The 18,802-nt window shown below is 60.4% G+C and carries 16 protein-coding genes; 9 read left to right on the forward strand and 7 right to left on the reverse strand.

What is annotated here, in order from left to right; genetic code table 11:
- Nucleotides 1-171: 171 nt before the first annotated feature.
- Genes ORL50_RS02570 through ORL50_RS02605 form a run of 8 tightly spaced genes read left to right on the forward strand, consistent with a single transcriptional unit; the run spans nucleotide 172 to nucleotide 9,183 of the window.
- A complete protein-coding gene (locus ORL50_RS02570; protein WP_266009650.1) occupies nucleotides 172-1,086 on the forward strand; it encodes a GDP-mannose 4,6-dehydratase in 915 nt (304 codons plus the stop codon).
- Complete coding sequence (gene gmd, locus ORL50_RS02575; protein WP_266009651.1) at nucleotides 1,083-2,054, forward strand: GDP-mannose 4,6-dehydratase; 972 nt, start codon at nucleotides 1,083-1,085, stop codon at nucleotides 2,052-2,054. The genes ORL50_RS02570 and gmd overlap by 4 nt, the downstream gene beginning before the upstream one ends.
- A 4-nt stretch (nucleotides 2,055-2,058) precedes the next feature.
- Nucleotides 2,059-3,501, forward strand: a complete 1,443-nt coding sequence (locus ORL50_RS02580; protein WP_266009652.1) for a mannose-1-phosphate guanylyltransferase/mannose-6-phosphate isomerase — start codon at nucleotides 2,059-2,061, stop codon at nucleotides 3,499-3,501.
- The gene (locus ORL50_RS02585; RefSeq protein WP_266009653.1) at nucleotides 3,502-4,299 is read left to right on the forward strand and encodes an ABC transporter permease; all 798 of its coding nucleotides are present in this window, start codon (nucleotides 3,502-3,504) and stop codon (nucleotides 4,297-4,299) included. It abuts the gene before it with no gap.
- Nucleotides 4,299-5,564: an ABC transporter ATP-binding protein gene (locus ORL50_RS02590; protein ID WP_266009654.1), complete on the forward strand. Its 1,266-nt coding sequence runs from the start codon at nucleotides 4,299-4,301 to the stop codon at nucleotides 5,562-5,564. The genes ORL50_RS02585 and ORL50_RS02590 overlap by 1 nt, the downstream gene beginning before the upstream one ends.
- Nucleotides 5,561-6,937: a glycosyltransferase family 4 protein gene (locus ORL50_RS02595; RefSeq protein ID WP_266009655.1), complete on the forward strand. Its 1,377-nt coding sequence runs from the start codon at nucleotides 5,561-5,563 to the stop codon at nucleotides 6,935-6,937. Before ORL50_RS02590 ends, ORL50_RS02595 begins: the two co-directional genes overlap by 4 nt.
- Nucleotides 6,921-8,051 carry a glycosyltransferase family 4 protein gene (locus ORL50_RS02600; protein WP_266009656.1) on the forward strand — a complete coding sequence of 377 codons (1,131 nt, stop codon included), beginning with the start codon at nucleotides 6,921-6,923 and terminating at the stop codon, nucleotides 8,049-8,051. Before ORL50_RS02595 ends, ORL50_RS02600 begins: the two co-directional genes overlap by 17 nt.
- Nucleotide 8,052: 1 nt before the next feature.
- Nucleotides 8,053-9,183: a glycosyltransferase family 4 protein gene (locus ORL50_RS02605; protein ID WP_266009657.1), complete on the forward strand. Its 1,131-nt coding sequence runs from the start codon at nucleotides 8,053-8,055 to the stop codon at nucleotides 9,181-9,183.
- 148 nt (nucleotides 9,184-9,331) lie between these two features.
- Here ORL50_RS02605 and ORL50_RS02610 read toward each other — a convergent pair whose 3' ends face one another.
- From ORL50_RS02610 to ORL50_RS02620, 3 genes are all read right to left on the reverse strand, one after another.
- The gene (locus tag ORL50_RS02610) at nucleotides 9,332-11,362 is read right to left on the reverse strand and encodes a pyridoxamine 5'-phosphate oxidase family protein (RefSeq protein WP_266009658.1); all 2,031 of its coding nucleotides are present in this window, start codon (nucleotides 11,360-11,362) and stop codon (nucleotides 9,332-9,334) included.
- Nucleotides 11,363-11,380: 18 nt separating this feature from the next.
- A complete protein-coding gene (locus tag ORL50_RS02615; RefSeq protein WP_266009659.1) occupies nucleotides 11,381-12,007 on the reverse strand; it encodes a glutathione S-transferase family protein in 627 nt (208 codons plus the stop codon).
- 123 nt (nucleotides 12,008-12,130) lie between these two features.
- Nucleotides 12,131-13,033, reverse strand: a complete 903-nt coding sequence (locus ORL50_RS02620; protein WP_266009661.1) for a LysR family transcriptional regulator — start codon at nucleotides 13,031-13,033, stop codon at nucleotides 12,131-12,133.
- A gap of 365 nt (nucleotides 13,034-13,398) precedes the next feature.
- On the opposite strand from ORL50_RS02620, the gene ORL50_RS02625 reads away from it, so the two are divergent.
- Nucleotides 13,399-14,865, forward strand: coding sequence for a glycosyltransferase family 9 protein (locus ORL50_RS02625; RefSeq protein ID WP_266009662.1), 1,467 nt, complete (start codon nucleotides 13,399-13,401; stop codon nucleotides 14,863-14,865).
- A 6-nt stretch (nucleotides 14,866-14,871) separates the two neighbouring features.
- Here the strand turns inward: ORL50_RS02625 and ORL50_RS02630 are convergent, their stop codons facing one another.
- Genes ORL50_RS02630 through ORL50_RS02645 form a run of 4 tightly spaced genes read right to left on the reverse strand, consistent with a single transcriptional unit; the run spans nucleotide 14,872 to nucleotide 18,654 of the window.
- Nucleotides 14,872-15,654 carry a glycosyltransferase gene (locus tag ORL50_RS02630; RefSeq protein WP_198799715.1) on the reverse strand — a complete coding sequence of 261 codons (783 nt, stop codon included), beginning with the start codon at nucleotides 15,652-15,654 and terminating at the stop codon, nucleotides 14,872-14,874.
- Nucleotides 15,645-16,778, reverse strand: coding sequence for a hypothetical protein (locus ORL50_RS02635; protein ID WP_266009663.1), 1,134 nt, complete (start codon nucleotides 16,776-16,778; stop codon nucleotides 15,645-15,647). Before ORL50_RS02635 ends, ORL50_RS02630 begins: the two co-directional genes overlap by 10 nt.
- Nucleotides 16,775-17,629 (reverse strand): histidinol-phosphatase, encoded by an 855-nt coding sequence (locus ORL50_RS02640; RefSeq protein WP_198799713.1) that lies wholly within the window; start codon nucleotides 17,627-17,629, stop codon nucleotides 16,775-16,777. The genes ORL50_RS02635 and ORL50_RS02640 overlap by 4 nt, the downstream gene beginning before the upstream one ends.
- On the reverse strand, nucleotides 17,626-18,654 hold the full coding sequence (locus ORL50_RS02645; RefSeq protein ID WP_266009664.1) for a radical SAM family protein: 1,029 nt from the start codon (nucleotides 18,652-18,654) through the stop codon (nucleotides 17,626-17,628). Before ORL50_RS02645 ends, ORL50_RS02640 begins: the two co-directional genes overlap by 4 nt.
- Nucleotides 18,655-18,802 lie beyond the last annotated feature (148 nt).

Here is an 18,802-nt window from a genome sequence, read left to right on the forward strand (position 1 = left end):
TCACGGTTGGACCTGTTGAAATTGCCGCGCAATTGGCCCAGATTGGCAGCCAAACAACTACAACAAATCTTTTCGCCAGTCTCACGACCAAGGAATATCCAACCGGTCCGTCAGACGTCTCCGACAAGCCTGTGGGGAATGGACGAAATTGTATGACCAAGGGGCTGCTGTTTGAAAAAGCGTCTGTTCGTTACGGGTCTCAGCGGATTCGTAGGACAACACATGCAATCCCGCCTGCTGGCAGATGCCGAGCAGTGGGAACTACTGACTGTCCCTGCCCGTTACGATCTCGGCGACCCGCAAAGCCTTAAAGGCCTGTGGCCGGAACTACCGGATGCGGTCATTCACCTGGCCGGCCAGACCTTCGTGCCCGAAGCCTTTCGTGATCCGGCGCGCACGCTGAACATCAACTTGCTGGGTACGCTGAACCTGCTGCAAGCCCTCAAGGCCCGCGGATTCACCGGTACGTTCCTGTATGTCAGCTCTGGCGATGTCTACGGCCAGGTCAGCGAAGACCAGTTGCCCATCACCGAACTGCAACCGCCCTGCCCGCGCAACCCGTATGCCGTGAGCAAACTATCGGCGGAATTCCTGAGTCTGCAATGGGGCCTGAGCGAAGGCTGGCCGGTGCTGGTCGCCCGCCCGTTCAACCACATCGGCACCGGGCAGAAAGACAATTTTGTCGTCGCCAGCGCCGCCCGCCAGATCAACCGGATCAAGCAAGGTCTGCAAGCACCGCAACTGGAAGTCGGCGATATCGACGTCACGCGCGACTTCCTCGACGTGAGCGACGTGATCTCGGCCTACCTGGCGTTGCTGGAAAAGGGCACTCCTGGCCAGGTCTACAACGTGTGCTCGGGGCGCGAGCAAAGCATTCGCAGCCTGATCGAACAGCTGGGCGATCTCGCCCAGGTCGACCTGCAATTGGTTCAAGACCCTTCCCGACTACGCCGCGCCGATCAGCGCCGGGTGTGCGGCAGTCATGCCAGGCTGGCCCAGTCCACCGGTTGGGCACCGCAAATTACTACACAACAAACCCTGCGGGCGATCTTGTCCGACTGGGAGATACGGGTAAGACAAGAATGACAAAAAGTGCACTGATCACAGGGATCACCGGCCAGGACGGCGCGTATTTAGCCAAACTGTTGCTCGACAAGGGCTATAAGGTCCACGGTCTGGTAGCGCGGCGTAGCAGCGACGCGCGCTGGCGTCTGCGCGAGATGGGGGTCGAGGCGGACATCATCTATCTGGACGGCGACATGGCCGATGCCTGTTCAATCCAGCGCGCAGTGATCAAGTCGGCACCTGACGAGGTCTACAACCTGGCGGCACAGAGCTTTGTCGCGGCCTCCTGGTCGCAACCCGTAACTACCGGCATCGTCGACGGCCTAGGCGTCACGCACCTGCTCGAAGCGATCCATCAGTTCAGTCCGCACACGCGTTTCTACCAGGCGTCCACCAGCGAGATGTTTGGCCTGATCCAGGCAGAGCAGCAGGACGAGAACACGCCATTTTACCCGCGCAGTCCCTATGGCGTGGCCAAGCTCTATGGGCACTGGATCACCGTGAACTATCGCGAGAGCTACAACCTGCACGCCAGCAGCGGCATCCTGTTCAACCACGAATCACCGTTGCGCGGCATCGAGTTCGTGACGCGCAAGGTCACCGACGCGGCCGCTCGCATCAAGCAGGGCAAACAGCAGGAACTGCGCCTGGGCAACATCGACGCCAAGCGCGACTGGGGGTTTGCCGGCGACTATGTCGAAGCCATGTGGCTGATGTTGCAACAGGACAAGCCCGATGACTTCGTGGTTGCCACCGGCGTGACCACCACTGTGCGCGAGATGTGCCGGATCGCCTTCGAACACGTCGACCTGAACTACCGCGACTTCGTGAAGATCGACCCGGCGTTCTTCCGCCCGGCCGAAGTTGAAGTTCTGTTGGGCAACCCGGCGAAGGCTCAACGCGTACTCGGCTGGAAACCAAAAACCGACCTGGATACCTTGATCCGCATGATGATGGATGCGGACATGAAACGCGTCGCCAAGGAGTAGGCCCATGCTGATTCCCGTGATTCTTTCCGGCGGTGCAGGCACCCGGTTGTGGCCGGTGTCTCGAGAAGGCCAGCCGAAACCGTTCATGACGTTGCCGGATGGCCAGTCGTTGCTGGGCAAGACCTATCGCCGCGCTGCCGCTTTGCTGGAAGGCTGGGGCGACATCGTTACGGTGACCAACCGCGACTACTACTTCCAGAGCAAGGATCACTATCAGGACGCACAACTGGGCAGGCATCGCGGGCACTTCCTGCTCGAACCGACGGGGCGTAATACCGCGCCAGCGATCGCGGCGGCCGCCCTGTCGCTGCAGGCACTGCATGGTGATGAGGCGATCATGCTGGTCATGCCTGCCGACCACTTGATCGTCAACGAAGAGGCCCTGAAACAGGCGGTGGCCCATGCGGTTGAACTGGCAAGGTCAGGCCATCTGGTGACGTTCGGAGTGGTGCCCACCAAACCGGAAACCGGGTTCGGTTATATCGAGACCGGTGCCGCGCTGGACGACAAAGGCGCCGCGAGCGTGCAGCGTTTCGTCGAAAAACCCGACCTGCAGACCGCCACCCACTACCTCGAAAGCGGCAACTTCCTGTGGAATTCCGGGATGTTCTGCTTCTCGGTAGCCACCCTGCTGGCCGAGTTGCAGACCCACGCCCCGACGCTGCTGGAACAGACCAGAACCTGCATGGCGGCCAGTGTTGCGGTAGAAACCGCCGGGAGCCTGCAGCAGGAGCTGTCGCCTGCGCTGTTCGGCGAAATCATGGACATCTCCATCGACTACGCGTTGATGGAGCGCTCCGACAAGGTGGTGGTGGTACCCGCTCGTTTCGACTGGAGCGACATCGGTTCCTGGAGTGCCATCGCGGCCCTGGTACCTGCGGATGCGCAGAACAATCGTGCGGCAGGCGAAGCGATTTTCATCGACAGTCAGCACAACTTCGTACAGAGCGAAGATCGCCTGATAGCCACCGTGGGCGTGGAAAACCTGATCATCATCGACACTGCCGACGCCGTCCTGGTGGCTCACGCCGATCGGGCCCAAGACGTGCGCCAGGTGGCCAAGCAGCTCAAGGACAAGAAGCACGAGGCCTATCGCCTGCACCGTACGGTCAGCCGGCCATGGGGTACATACACCGTGCTCGAGGAAGGCCCGCGTTTCAAGATCAAGCGCATTGTGGTCAAGCCTGGCGCCAAGTTGTCGCTGCAGATGCACCACCATCGCAACGAACATTGGGTGGTGGTCGAAGGCATGGCCAAGGTCACCAACAATGGCACCGGCACTCATCTGGTGGCCAAGAACGAATCGACTTTCATCGCCGCCGGGCACAAGCATCGCCTGGAGAATCCCGGGGTGATCGACCTGGTGATCATCGAAGTGCAGAGCGGCGAATACCTGGGAGAGGACGATATCGTCCGCTTCGAAGACCAATACGGCCGGACGGTTTGAATGCTGCGTAATCTTTACCAATCGATGTGGAGTTACCGGGGTTTCATCCTCGGCAGTGTCAAAAGAGAGTTCCAGGCGCGTTACCGCAATTCGCTGTTCGGTGCCTTGTGGACCGTGCTCAACCCGCTGTCGATGATCGTGGTCTACACAGTCATCTTCTCCACCATCATGCGCGCCCGCCTGCCGGGCGTGGATGATGGCCTGGCCTACAGCGTCTATCTCTGCGCCGGCCTGCTGACCTGGGGCCTGTTCGCCGAGATCACCACGCGCAGCCAGAGCATGTTTCTGGAAAACGCCAACCTGCTGAAGAAAATCAGTTTCCCGCGTATCTGTTTGCCGGTGATCGTGCTGCTCAATGCCGGGATCAATTTCGCGATCATCCTGGGGTTGTTCCTCGGCTTCCTGCTGATCAGTGGGCGCCTGCCGGGCATGGCTTTGCTGGCGCTGGTGCCGCTGCTGATTCTGCAGGTGATGTTCGCCGCCGGACTGGGGATGATCCTCGGCGTGCTCAATGTGTTCTTCCGCGACGTCGGGCAATTTTTCGGCATCTGCCTGCAGTTCTGGTTCTGGCTGACGCCGATCGTGTACCCGCTGTCGATCCTGCCGCCAGGCATTCAACGCATGATCGAGCTGAACCCGATGACTGCGTTGATGAACAGCTACCAGAACCTTTTTCTGTACAACCAATGGCCAAACTGGAACTCGTTGATTCCGCTGCTGGTGATCGGGTTGTTGTTCTGTGTGATGGGGCTGCGGCTTTTCCGCCAGCGAGTGGGTGAAATGGTGGACGAGCTCTGATGGGACATATACGCGTCAGCGGCCTGGGCAAGGCCTATAAGCAATATCCGAATCGCTGGAGCCGGCTGTTCGAGTGGCTGGTGCCGTTCTCCCCTACCCGCCATAACCTGCACTGGGTGTTGCAGGGCGTGGACTTCGAGATCCAGCCCGGCGAAGCGGTCGGTATTGTCGGGGTTAACGGCGCCGGCAAAAGCACGTTGTTGAAAATGATCACCGGCACCACCCAGGCCACCTGCGGCGAAATACATTTGCAAGGTCGAGTCGCCGCACTGCTGGAACTGGGCATGGGTTTCCACCCGGATTTCACCGGGCGCCAGAACACCTTCATGGCGGGCCAGTTGCTCGGCATGCAGGTCGAGGAAATCGAGGCACTGATGCCGGAAATCGAAAGTTTCGCCGAAATTGGCGAGGCCATCGACCAGCCGGTGCGCACCTACTCCAGCGGCATGCAGATGCGCCTGGCGTTCAGCGTAGCGACGGCGCGCCGACCGGATATCCTGATCGTCGACGAGGCCTTGTCGGTAGGTGACGCCTACTTCCAGCACAAAAGCTTCGACCGCATCCGCAACTTCCGCAAGGCCGGCACCACCTTGCTGATCGTGTCCCACGACCGCTCGGCGATCCAGTCGATCTGCGATACCGCCATCCTCCTGGAAAACGGGCGCATGGCCATGCGTGGCAAGCCCGAAGAGGTGATGGACTACTACAACGCGATGCTCGCCCAGCGCGAGGGCCAGACGGTCCGCCAGGAGATGCTCGCCAACGGCCAGGTGCAGACCATCTCCGGCACAGGCGAAGCCGGCATTCTCAGCGTCCGCCTGCTCGACCCCAAGGGCCGCTCGGTGGAAGTGGCCGAAGTCGGTCAGGCGATGGTGCTGGAGGTGCAGGTCGAGGTTCGCCAGGACATCGAGCGGCTGATCCTCGGTTTCATGATCAAGGACCGCCTCGGCCAACCCATGTACGGCATCAATACCCATCGCATCGACAAGGCCCTCACCGACCTGAGCGCCGGCGAGCGCGTGACCTACCGGTTCGCCTTCGACATGCGCCTGGGCAAGGGTAACTATTCGGTGGCCTTGAGCCTGTCGCGTCTGGACTCGCACCTGGACCGCAACTTCGAGTGGCGTGACTACGGGCTGGTCTTTCACGTGATCAACAACCGCCGCGAAGACTTCGTCGGCTGCTCGTGGCTGGAAGCCCAGACCAGTATTACCCGCTCCAGCGACAGCCCTATCGAAGCAGCCGATCCAGAGGTATCGCGATGACCCGACTGTTGGTGGAATGCACCTACGTTTTTGAACATCCTCACGCCAACTCGGGTATTCAACGGGTGGTGCGCAACGTCATCCAGCAATTGCCGGCTGCGGATGCGAACCGTGAATGCATTCCAGTGGTGATGATCAACGGCGCGTTGTTCGAGGTGAAGAGCCTGGCGCCGCTGAAGACGCCGAAGTTCGACCTGATCAGCCTGCGGGTCAAGCTCGAACAGCTGGCCAACCTGTTCTGGCTGCGCCACCGCACATTGGAGCGACGCCGTCCTTTCAGCGAGTCGAAGTTTGCTCGCAGGGTGCTTTATGTGGGGTGCCGGCTCGCAGCGTTTGCCTGCCTGAGCCTGCCCATGCGCCTACTCGACCGCGTGCTGAAAGGCCAGAAAGTGCCCGAGCGTTGCGTGCCGCTGCAGCATCGCGCCGGAGACCAACTGGTGCTGCTGGATTCGTCCTGGCACGCCAACTTTTTCCCCTTGGCCGAGCAGCTCAAGCGCGACGGCGTCGGGATAGTTTCAGTGATCTACGACCTGATTCCCCTGACCCATCCGCAGTTCTGCGACGCCGGCCTGGTGAAGGTTTTTAATGAGTGGTTCGATTGGATCGCCCGCACCGCCGATGGTTATGTAGCGATCTCCACCACCATTCGCGATCAGGTGCGCGAGGAAATGCTGCGTCGGGTTGGCCCTGAACAGGTTGCGCAGCGCTGGTTCGACTATTTCCACCTGGGTTCCGAACTGGATTTGAGCGACGCGCGTTCATCCGTCGACCAAGGCCTGCTGGACATGTTCAAAAAGCCGCAGCCGGTGTTCCTGATGGTCAGCACCATCGAGCCGCGGAAAAACCACGCCTATCTGCTGGATGCATTCGAACGCGCCTGGGCCGCCGGGTCGCTGGCGCGGTTGTGTATCGTCGGCAAGATTGGCTGGAAATGCGAGGCACTGGTCGAGCGTATCCAGCGCCATCCTGAATTGAACAAACGCCTGTTCATGTTCAACGACCTGTCGGACAAAAGCCTGGAGCACGCCTACTCCCACGCCACTTCGCTGGTATTTCCCTCTTACGTCGAAGGGTTTGGCTTGCCGCTGGTGGAGGCGATGCAACGCGGACTACCGGCCATGGCCAGCGATATACCGGTGTTTCGCGAAATCGGCGGCGACTATATGGCCTATTTCGATCTGGCCAAGCCGCAAAGCCTGGCCGACCTGGTGATCGGCATGGAAACAAACGGGGTATTCCCGGCGGCGCTGAATCTTGATGACTGGCGCTGGCTGTCCTGGCGTGAGGCCAGTGCGCAACTGGTGGAGCGCATCGAGCGCAACCTGCACAACGTGGCAAAGGTACGCGAGAGCCAGCATGCGAATTGCCCTTAACGCACGCATCCTGCAGGCGCCGCGAACCGGCATCGGCCACTACGTCGCCGAACTGGTGAACGCTCTCGCCCAGGAACCGGACGTTGATTTGGCGCTGTTCCATGGCTGGGGGTGGAGCTCGGCACTGCCCGAAGCCGCGATGCCCGGTTACTCACGGCTGACGCCATTGCTGCGCCAAATTCCCGGGGCCTACCAGGCACGGCGCTGGCTGGAGCAGAAACGCTTTGACCAGAATCACTCCAAGGACATCGACCTGTATCACGAGCCGAGCCTGTGGCCGTTGTCGTTTGACGGTCCGACGATCATCACCCTGCATGACCTGACACACCTGCACTATCCCGAAACCCAGCCACCGGCACGCCTGCGGGAAATCGAACGGCGCCTGGCCGCTGGCGTACAGCAGGCGCGACTGATTCTGACGGACTCACAATGTATTGCTGACGAGGCGCAGGATTATTTCGCACTGCCTGCGCAGCGTTTTGTCGTCGCACCGCTCGGCGTAGCAGCGCGCTTCCACCCCAGGTCGAACGAGTCCATCGATCCGGTGCTCAAAGCTCACGGCGTTGAGGTCCGGGAATATTTTCTGTGCGTCGGCACCCTGGAACCGCGCAAGAACCTGGCTTTGGCCCTGCGAGCACATGCCCGATTGCCGGAAGCTGTGCGCCAGCGTTTTCCACTACTGATCGCCGGAATGGCCGGCTGGCAACGTGAGCAGTTCAATGACGAACTGCGTGCGGCCCTCGCCGCTGGCCATGTCTGCCTGCTCGGATACCTGCCGGATGAAGACTTGGCGCAACTGTTAGCCGGAGCCCGTGCCCTGGTCTTCCCTTCCCTGTACGAAGGGTTCGGCCTGCCGGTGCTGGAAGCCATGGCCAGTGGCACCCCGGTGATACTCACCGGCGCATCGGCAATGCCCGAAGTTGCCGCCGACGCCGGCAATTACATCCAACCGGACGATCCGGATTCCTTGCGGGATGCGATGACCCGGCTGATCGAAGACTCGACGCATTGGCAGGCCTGCCGCGCGGCGGGGTTGCACCGAGCCAAGCTTTTTTCCTGGGAGCGTTGCGCAAAGGTCACGGCCCGCGCCTACCGCCAGGCCATGGGAGACTGATATGCGAGTTCTGCACTTTTATAAAACCTATTTACCCGACTCCATGGGCGGCATCGAACAAGTCATCTTCCAGATGAGCGAAAGCGGTGCCCGCCATGGGGTCGACAGCACCGTACTGACGCTGAGCAACAACCCGGCGCCAGGCGTGCTGCAGATCCGCGAGCATCAGGTGTACCAGGCCCGGATGGATTTTCAGCTGGCCTCTACGGGGTTTTCCTACAGCGTCTTCAAGCAATTTCGCGAGCTGGCAGCCGAAGCCGACGTGGTCAACTACCACTTCCCCTGGCCCTTCATGGACCTGGTGCATTTCTGCACAGCCACCAAGAAACCCTGCGTGGTGAGTTATCACTCGGACATCATTCGCCAGCGCCATCTGTTCAAGCTTTACCAACCGCTGATGCGTCGATTCCTCGACAGCGCAGACCGCATCGTTGCAGCCTCACCCAACTACTTTCACACCAGTGACGTGCTGAAGGACTACCGCGAGAAGACCAGGGTCATTACCTATGGGCTCGACAAGGCCGGTTATCCACAGCCTGACGCAGCGCGCACCGAACGCTGGCGCCAACAGCTCGGCGACAAGTTTTTCCTGTTTGTCGGGGTAATGCGTTATTACAAAGGCCTGCATATCCTGCTGGACGCCATGCAGGGTCTGAATTATCCGGTGGTGATTGTCGGCGCCGGCCCTCTGGAAAAAGAGCTGCATGCCCAGGCCCAGGCTCTTGGGCTGCGCAACCTGCATTTCCTCGGGTTCCTCGGCGACGAAGATAAGGTGGCCTTGCTGGAGCTGAGTTACGCGGTAGTGTTCCCGTCGCACCTGCGCTCTGAAGCGTTCGGCATTTCGCTGCTCGAAGGCGCGATGTACGGCAAACCAATGATCTCCAGCGAGATCGGTACGGGTACCAGTTACATCAATATTCACAACGAAACCGGGCTGGTAGTGCCGCCGAGTAATCCACAGGCGTTTCGTGAAGCGATGCGTACCCTGTGGGAAAACCCGGCACTGGCGGCACAGATGGGGGTGAAAGCGCAGGCGCGTTATCGGCAGCTGTTCACGGCAGATGAGATGGGGCGCAAGTGGGCGGCGTTGTATGAAGAGTTGTTGGCTGAGAAATCGTTGGCTTACGCATGACCTGGCTGATTGTCGTGCTGTTTATGACCCTATGGCCTCTTTGACCCCTGCGATCCCTGTGGGAGCTGTCGAGTGCAACGAGGCTGCGATCTTTTGATGTTGGTTTTTCAGGATCAAAAGATCGCAGCCTCGTCCCACGAGACAGCTCCTACAAGTCCAGCACCAACGGCTGTGAACCCTGCGCCGGCACCGCACAGCAAATCAGCACTTCACCTACATCCGGAATTTCTGCCGGAGCCTGTGGATAATTCACCTGACCGCTGACCAGGCGCGTCTTGCAGGTGCCACACGAGCCACCCCGGCAACTGAATTCCGGACGCAATCCGCGGCTCTCGGCTAACTCCAGCAGACTCCCGCCATCGGGTTGCCAACGCGCCTCTTTCGCCGATCGCTGGAACACCACTGCAACCGAAGTGGTCGCCGCAGGGGGCTGTTCGATAACCACAGCATCAGGGTCAGGCTGGCGCCGCAGAGTCGACGGCCCGAAGGTCTCGGCATGAATCCTCGAGTCGCGAATATCCAATTCGCGCAGGCTGTCATACAAGCCTTGAGTGAAACTGCCAGGACCGCAAAGCACAAAGTCCAGCTGATCGTAGTCCTCTACTTCGAGGATGTTTTTCAACAAACCAGTATCGATACGTCCACTCAGGTCAAAGTCCTCTCCCTCCAGCAACCCCTCTTCCGGTTGGCTGAGCAGGCGCAGCACCCGCACTGCATCTCCCGCAGTCTCCAGCAGCTGGTCCAGCTCGGCGCGAAAGGGCTGGTCGTCGAGAGTGCGCGAACTCTGGAACAACCACGTAGGACGGATGTGCCGAGTGCGCAGGCCCTGATACACCACCTCGCGCAACATCGACAGCAACGGCGTGATGCCAACGCCCGCCGCCAGCAACACCAACGGACGACGCTCGTGGGGCGCCACGGTGAAGTGCCCCTGGGGTGCACGGGCTTCCAATACATCTCCGACCTTGAGCTGGTCGTGCAGGTGCGAAGACACGAGCCCCTCGCGTTTCACGCTGATGCGGAAAAAGTCGTCCGACGGAGCGCTCGACAGGCTGTAGGTGCGAATGTAATTTTCACCACCGATAGTAAATCGCAGCGGCAGATGCTGACCGGCCTGGAACACCGGTAAACCGGCATCATCCGCAGGCTCGAAATAGATCGAACGGATGTTGCGGCTCTGCGCTTCGATGCGCACCACCCGCAAAGGGCGCCAGCGATCGCCCAACGCCTGGGCCTGTAACCGCGCCGCCGCTTGCTCCCAGGTGCCCGTCATCAGGCTGTTGGGCGAAACGCCGTCGAAGCGCCAGCGCAGTGCCAGGGCTGCAGGCCGACGCACCACGCGCTCTACCTCGAAGGTCCACATCCGTTCAGCCCCCTGAAAGGCCTCGACCTGCGGGCCCTCAAGGATAATTTCGGTGCGGCCCGTGAGATGCAGCAGATCGCCGGAACCGAAATCGATAAACAACAGGCCGGCCCGAGGATTGACCAGCAGATTGCCCAAGGTGTTGAAGTGCAGATTGCCGGCGAAGTCCGGAATGGTCAGGCGATTGCCTTGAATCTGCACAAAACCGGCCTGGCCGCCACGGTGTGAGACGTCCACCGCGCGCTCGCCGTCGATGTCCACATAACTGGCAACGAAGAACGTGTCGGCGGCAGCAATCATGGCGCGGGCCGCGTCATCCAACGAGTCGAGGTGTTCAGCGATGCGTTGCGCAGGGTCCGCCAGCGGTACTGACTGAAACTGGCGCAGCTGAATGTACTGCGGACAGTTGCCGAAGGACTGGTCCACCGTGACGTCAAAGCCATTGGCCGTCAGCTTGCCGACATGGCCATTAAGGCGATTGCGGCGCCGGCTGTGCAACTCGATACCCAGGAATCCGAGCGCTGCGCCTTGGGCCACCTGGGCCGGGTCGTCGGCACCTGGCAGGCTGTCGACATGCAATACGCCGGGCTGTGGAGAGTGGGCGAATCCAGGTGGGCCCTCGAGCACGCTGGCCCACGGATCGCCATTGGCATCCACCGCGCCGTACAGCATAAATGGCAGTTGCTGATAAAACTGGCGGTGCTGGTCCGGCATTTCGCGGCGAATGACCCTACGCCCGAATGCCTCCATGCGCTCCGCCACTCCTACATGCTCTTGCAACTTTATCTCGCCAACGTGCCACGGTGAACGGTCCATAACGGCATCTCCCGAGCATCAGGCAGTGGTTTGCAGACCGACGGCGGTGCGCGGCATCGGCACAAAACCTGGCAAGGCTTCGACCCGCGCCAGCCAGGCGCGCACGTTGGCGTAATCTTCGAGTGACACATTGCCCTCAGGTGCATGGGCGATGTAGCTGTAGGCAGAAACGTCGGCAATCGTAGGCTCGTTACCGGCCAGCCAAGGCATATCTGCCAGCTCGTGATCCATTACTTTGAGCAAATCGTGGGCGCGAGTGATGGCTTCTTCGGCGTTGTAAGGTGCACCGAACACCGTGATCAACCGTGCACGCGCCGGACCAAAAGCAATTTGCCCCGCGGCCACCGAGAGCCAGCGCTGAACCTTGGCGGCCCCGACAGGATCCGCCGGCAACCAGCGTCCGTTGCCGTATTTCTGCGCGAGATAAACCAGAATCGCATTGGAATCGGCGAGAATCACACCCTGGTCATCCAGTGCCGGTACTTGCCCGAACGCGTTGATCGCCAGGTACTCAGGCTGCTTGTGTGCACCTTTGGCCAGGTCGACGAACACCAGCTCGGTGGGCAGTTGCAACAGGGACAGCATCAGCTCGACGCGGTGGGCATGGCCAGAGCGTGGGAAATTATAGAGTTTGATCGGTTGCATGGTGAACTCCGCTAGTGGGGCGCAGACCAGGAGCTCAGCGCCGAGGGAAGACATCCTGCGCCGCTCAGCAAACCAATAGAATCACCAGAATTCGCAATCCATTATTTCATCCAGCGCAATAAATCAGTTGCGCAGCGAGGGATGCTGTCGCAATTCATCCACGGCAAAATCCACGAAACCGCGAATTCTGGCCGGAGCCTTGCGGCCGCCTTGATAAACCACATGGATGGGTAACGGAGGCAGTTCGAACTCAGCCAGGACGATTTCCAGTTCACCTGCCGCAACCTGGTTTGCCACCTGATAGGAGAGCACCCGGGTGAGGCCCAGCCCCAGACAAGCAGCGCTGATTGCCGCCTGATTGGCCGTCACCATCAACCGTGGCTCCAACCGCACAGTCAACGGAGTTCCGGCGTCGAGAAACGGCCAGTTGCGCTGCTGTCCCGTCGCTGAAGTCGCAATGACCGGCAATTTTGCAAGATCCTGCGGGTGCACTGGCCGACCCTGAGCCTGGAGAAAAGATGGCGACGCGCAAATGACCCGACGAACTTCACCGACCCGAATCGCATGCTGATTACTGTCTGCCAACTCGCCAATACGCACCGCCACGTCGATGCCCTCCTCGACCATGCTGACGATGCGATCAACCAGTAACGCATTGATACTGACTTCAGGAAACCGGGTCAGGTAACTCACCATGATCGGTGTGACGAAAAGATCGCCGAACAGCACGGGAGCCGTCACCGTCAGTTGCCCACGGGGTTGGGCATGGCTGCCGGCAGCCGAATCCTCGGCTTCCTGCACTTCGCCGAGAATTCTCCGACAATCTTCCAGATAACGCTGGCCCGCCTCACTGAGATGAACACTGCGGGTGGTGCGAGTGAGCAGCTGCGCGCCTATACGTTTTTCCAGCGCGGCAACTGCGCGGGTGACGCTGGCTGCGGACATGCCTAACTGCCGCGCAGCCGCCGAGAAGCCCTGGGCTTGGGCGACGGCGGCGAAAACCTGCATTTCCTGGAAGCGGTCCATGGATTGTTGCTCTGGTTAAAAAGCAAAAGATCGCAGCCTTTGATAGCTCCCACAAGGAGCACCAACGACTGCGATCTTTTGCTTCAACTGTGACGAAACAATAAAGGTTGTCACAGTATCACCCATATTCCGCGGGCTGTAGGGCACTACAGAGCTAGCTATTTGAAAATAAAGGTTGTCACAAAGCTCCAAATCCTCAAAAAAAAGGCTCCGCTGCAAACAATAAAGATTGTCACAAGACTTGAATCGTCCTTGGTTTTGTAGACACTCTCCAAGCTCGCACGGACTACCCCTCCTTAGGCCATTACTGGTAACGGCCACGTGCCATAGATATCATCGCCAGCTATTCTCGAAAGTGCGAGCTGATGTCGATTTTACAAAACCATCGGAAGGCTATGGCGCGCGTGTTGATGCGCTACCTGGTGGACCGCCAGCTGGTACCTCGCGACCTTGCCCAACCCCTGCATATCGTGCTTCCCCGCTGGGACGCCAAACTGGGCGACGCGATCGTTTCTTCATTCTTCTTTCGCGAAGTGCACAAGCTCGGTGCCCGGGTCACTGTACTCACCGTACCGGAGCTGGTTGACCTGCATCGGCTCGATTTCGGCGTCGACCGGGTCATCCCTGTCGCTTGCGCACCCACGCTGACCGGGCTGGGCCCACTCGTACGGGAATTGGGTTCGGTCGATGTATTTGTCCACCTAGTTGGCCGTATCCAACCCATCGAGATGCTGTTCATCCGCATGCTTAAGCCCGCCCGGGTCTACTCGTTGGATGATGCCTTGCACTGCGTCAGCGGCAAGCTGGGTGAAGCCACCGCGAAGCTCAACGTGGTCGAGCGCTACACCCGGGTCCTGCTCGACCTCGGTGCGACCCGGATCAACCGCGATTATATCGTCCCGCTCCCCGAACGGCAGGACTGCGACACCGTCGCGCACATCCTGGTCAACCCCTATGCCAGCAGACCTGATAAAAGCCTTGGGTTCGCCAGAGCGCTCTCGCTGGTACGTGCCCTGGCGGATGCCTGGCCGCAGCACCATATTGGTATTCTGTGCAGTCCGGCCAGCAGTGTCGAGGCACTGCAGCTCGAGCACGCCATCGCCCGCAGCAACGTCCGAACACTGGTCGAACTGGATACGCCCCGCGCGGTCGCCGGTGCCATCCAACGGGCCAGAGTGGTTGTCAGTGTCGATACTGCCATCGTGCACATGGCCGTCGGACTGAAGGCTGCATTGGTCGCGATCTATCCGGCCAGTAACTCTTCCAATCCCTGGCTGCCGCCGCTTTCCCCCCATACCCGTGTTGTCTTCAGCCGCCAGAAACCTCGTCAATACCCGCACACCGGCAGGAAAAACATGAATGAATTCTCTGATGTCGACGTGATTCAACCCATCGCCGAACTGCTCCAAGAGTCGATCGATGCGGCCCTCGCAGTGGATGCGCATATCGTTTCAGGTCTGGGCGTGGCCACTGGCACGCTGGCCCGCCAGCTGCCCTTGATCAGCCAGTCTTTTCCTGAAGTCGCCGATTGCCATCCGGGCACGCTGAACTTGCAACTGTCACGACCGCTGCGTTTGATCCATCCTCATCACCGCAGCGCTCCGCTGGCTTGGACACCGAGCGGACGTACCAGTGAGGTGTTCGACTTGCTGCGCATCGAGCTGGAATTCGACCACATTGCCCACCGCGTGCCGGCCTGGCTGTACGTCGCCCACGGCTCGCCACACCGGCAGACCCCGACGGTGCACGAGGTGATCGCGACTCGCCTGGAGCTAAACGGGGCCCAACGTTGCCGCGTGCACCTGCCGGCGCATGCGGTGGAACTGGCCTGAACACCCTCAGCCGCAGCGTTCGATCAAGCGCTCACTCTCCCCCAGCCAATAGCCACGATCGGGTTGGATATGCAGGAAGATGCGTGACAGCAGGGTACCCTCGTCAAGGAATTCCGCCACCGTTTCGTCGCGTGTCACTGTCCGCTTGAACCAGGTGTTGTACAGCTTCAGCAGGCTTACGTCGTGGAGCAGGAAATCGCTCACTGCAATGTCCGTGCGCCTCATCACCGCGCAACTGTCGAAGTTGTAAACCGGTCGATAACCCGGGTCGCATACCGAGGGCGAAATTGGCACCAGCTGATGCGGCGACCTGGCGACAAGCTCCTTGATCCCTCCCGGGTTGCCCCAGGCATGTGTCTCGACCGCGAGCCCGGTTGCCAGTGCCTCAGCGAGATCGGCGTTTCCCGGCAGTGAGGCGAACAGGCATTCGCTGTGCCAGTGCAGTCGCTCGTCGAGTCCCGTCGGGAACAACAGGGAGGTCGGGTCGCGCAGCAGGATGCTGTCCGCGTCGATCCAGGCCCCGCCATGGCGATGAACGTAGGCCATGCGGATGAAGTCGCTCCTGGCGACGATCGCCTCGATCCCCTTGTCCATGCTGAAGGTAAGCGGCTCGAAGCGCCAATCCTTGCCGAGGATAGAAGCATCTATGCAATGCTCCAGGCTGCCCGGGGTTAGCAGGGTGAAATTGTCCCCCAGCGCCCGTTGCATGGAGACCAGGGCCAAGGCGATCCACGGCGGCATGCTTTGCCCCGCCGCCGTTTCCCAGTAGCTCACGTAGTTCACACGCACAACGGGGTCCTCTCTGCCGTCACGCCGCTACTGCCCAGCAGCCCGAGGTCCTCCAGGTAGTGTCGCAGCAGCGTCAGCGAGGGTATGCATTCGACCTGGCGCAGGAACTCGTTCCCCAGAGCCGCCTTGTACAGCCGCAACCAATTGGCCGCAGGCACCCGCGCCAGAAATGCCGGCAAGGCTTGGTAATTTTCCGTCGAAAACAGTAGACGCAACGTGCGCAGGATCGGTTGGTAATCCTCGGCCCCAAGCAGTTTGGCCAATGTGTCGTCCAGCTGGTGGCTGATTTCCACCATGTTCAGGCGCTCCTCGACGGTGGCATCCGTCAGGGCGACCCGCGGATCGATGGCAACCGGGTAGATCGCCTGGAACGAGCGGGCACCGGCTAGCAGCGACTCACGCAACACCTTGTCGGCGGTTGATCCCGTCACTAGCACATCGTCACCGAAGATGACGTGCACGCCGCTCCATCGATAAAAGTTCTCCGAGGGAATCACATGGTCCTGGACAAGATTGACCCGCTCACGCTCTTCAGTACTCAGGCTTGCGTAGTTCTCGCAGGGAGGGGCGATGCGCGGCAGCTTGACGTTGATCAGGGTGGGCAGGCCCATATGAGCGAGCTTGACGTTGATCTCCTCCACCACGATGTCGTAGAGCACGTTGGCCGTCGAAGGCACGTTGCGCCAGCCAGTGGTCATCAGCACCACATTGTCGTCGTGCTCCCGCGCGCTGGTGAACAGCCGTGCCCAGTGTGACTCCGGGTCATCCAGCTGCCGCTCCAGATAGTTGATCACCAGGCCGGCGAGAAAACGGATGTCCTTCTGGCTGCCGTACTTGGCACGGCTATAGATGGCCGTAAGCTCGGAGGCGCTTGCGCCACTGCTCATGTCGCGGAATCCGTTGGTGCCGTCGGGCGTAAGACAGTTCAGTGCATGACCACCGAGCACCGCGACATAGCTGTCCATATCGATCAGGTCTTGCGCAAGCAAGCCGCCAGCGAACGCGCGCAGACCTCCATTCACGTCCTCCGCCTGCGGCCGGGCCACGGCCTCGCGAAAGCGCGCCAGCTGTTCGTTGACAGGAGCCGTGGCGAGTAGTTTCCAGTCATTCGATCGGGCGTTCACGGGACAGTCCTTGTATCGGTGCCAGACGACAGGCTGAAGAAATCCAGGGGCATGTCGATGCGCCTACGCCCTTCGAAGTAGCTGATCCGGTCCAGGCCCAGCGGTTGCAGTTCATCGACCAGGGTGCGGATGCCGGCCCCCGCGTCCAGCGGATCGTGGGCGTCGGAACCTATGGTGAAGGCCGCGCCGTGGGCGATCAATTGGGGCAGCAGGGTGCGTGATGGATAGCTCCAGACGCCCTGAACCTCACGAGTCGAACCGGGCAACAGGCTCGACTTGCGAATACCCGAGGCATTCAGTTCGTAGGCTACACCATTGCGGGCGAACAGCGGCAGCAGCGGTTCCATCCGGCGCAGCACTACGTCTTCCGCCACGCCGCGCAGCAGCGTGTCGGCATGCCCAACTGCGTCGAACAACCCGCACTCCAGTAAGGCGTGCAGTTGGGCGAAATAACGGTCGAGAAAGGCCGGCGCGGACAGCCGGGGCAACTCCCAGACCTTGGCCATGGGCTCGCCCGGCAACTCGACGTAGTGGATCGAGCCGATGGCGAAATCCAGCTCGTACCGGGCCAGTATCTCGCGGTTGTAGGCATCCGCACCCGGCATGTAGTCGAACTCCAGTCCGCGCAGGATCTTGATCTTCCCCTGGTGCTCCTGTCGTGCCCGCTCAATATCGGCGAAATAGCGCTCCAGTTCCGCCTCCAACAGGCGATTGTCGCTGTCCACCGGGAACGGCGCGTGATCGGTGATGGTGAGGATCTTCACTCCGGCGGCGATTGACGCCCGCACCAACTCATCCACCGTACCGACGGCATGCTTGGAATAAAAGGTATGGCTGTGGGAGTCGATCATGCCGGCACCATTCGTTCCAACAGACCATCGTGATTAGCCAGTTCCTTGACCAGCCAGTAGGGGTTATTCGCCTTGCGCAGGATCTTGTGCACCAGTTCGAGGTCGTCGAGACGCGCCAGCAGATCCCTCAGCGGTTGGCTGTAAAGGGCGCGGACCAGGGGCGTGTCGCGTACATGGCTGGCCAGTCGCTCCCAGCCAATCCGGTCAAAGTGGATATTGCCCAAGCGCTGGTGCTCGATGCCGTACAGGTAGACGTCACCATTAGGTTTCACCGTCAGGTCCATGCCGTTGGCGTGGGGAGGCGGGTTGAGGCTGCCGAGGGTGAAGCGCTTGTTGACCCGGGCTTCGATCGCGTCGATGTAGCCATGCAGATCCAGGTAACCCGGTGGCGTGTCGGCCGCCGGGTGGACGAGGTTCTTGTAGTCGATACCGAACCGTTCCTCGCCGACCACCAGCGTATCTTCCAGGGCATTACCCGCGACGATCCCGGCGTCGAGGCCCCAGCGCGCCAGTTCCTCCCGGAGGTAGTCGCGGGTGAACTCCCGATCAGTGTCGATCGAGCGAAACGAAAAGCTCAGCCCGGCCGGTTTGTTTCGTCGCAGGTAATCCAGGCTGAAGCCATGAGCCCGCCATTTCACCTTGTCGATATGGTGGCTGTCCGAACTCAGGCGGATATTGCAGGTGTCGCCGCGGCTGAGCACGATGCGATTGGTGTTGTCATAGAACTCCGCCATCTTCTCGTGGGGAAAGAAGCCGCTTGTGATGAACTCGAAACGCTTGCCGCCCTGGGAAAGCTCAAGAATCTCGTGGAAGACTCTGGCGTTGTTGAGGGGTTCGCCCTCTCCGCTGATAGAGATGCGCTTGACGTCGGGGGCGTTGATCAGCGCCGCCAGGTTCTCCCGGGCGAGGCTCGATAACTCCATACTCATACCCGTCTTGTGCTTGTCGGCGTACATACAGAACGCGCAACCAATGCCGCAGATTTGGGTGATGTCGATGTACAGCAGGTGGCCTTTCAGATCCATCTTTCTTGACTCGTTGCTAGCCTGCGCGAGCGCGCAGGCGTGGGTTGCGCATGACCGGTGGTCACCGGTCGCGTATGTTGGCGCCGACGCCGAATTGATCCAGTTGCCGAGATGTCAACGTGTGCGGAAGGGCTATCTCAGAATCTCA

It is taken from the genome of Pseudomonas sp. RIT-562, assembly GCF_026241895.1.
GTDB lineage: Bacteria > Pseudomonadota > Gammaproteobacteria > Pseudomonadales > Pseudomonadaceae > Aquipseudomonas > Aquipseudomonas mandelii_F.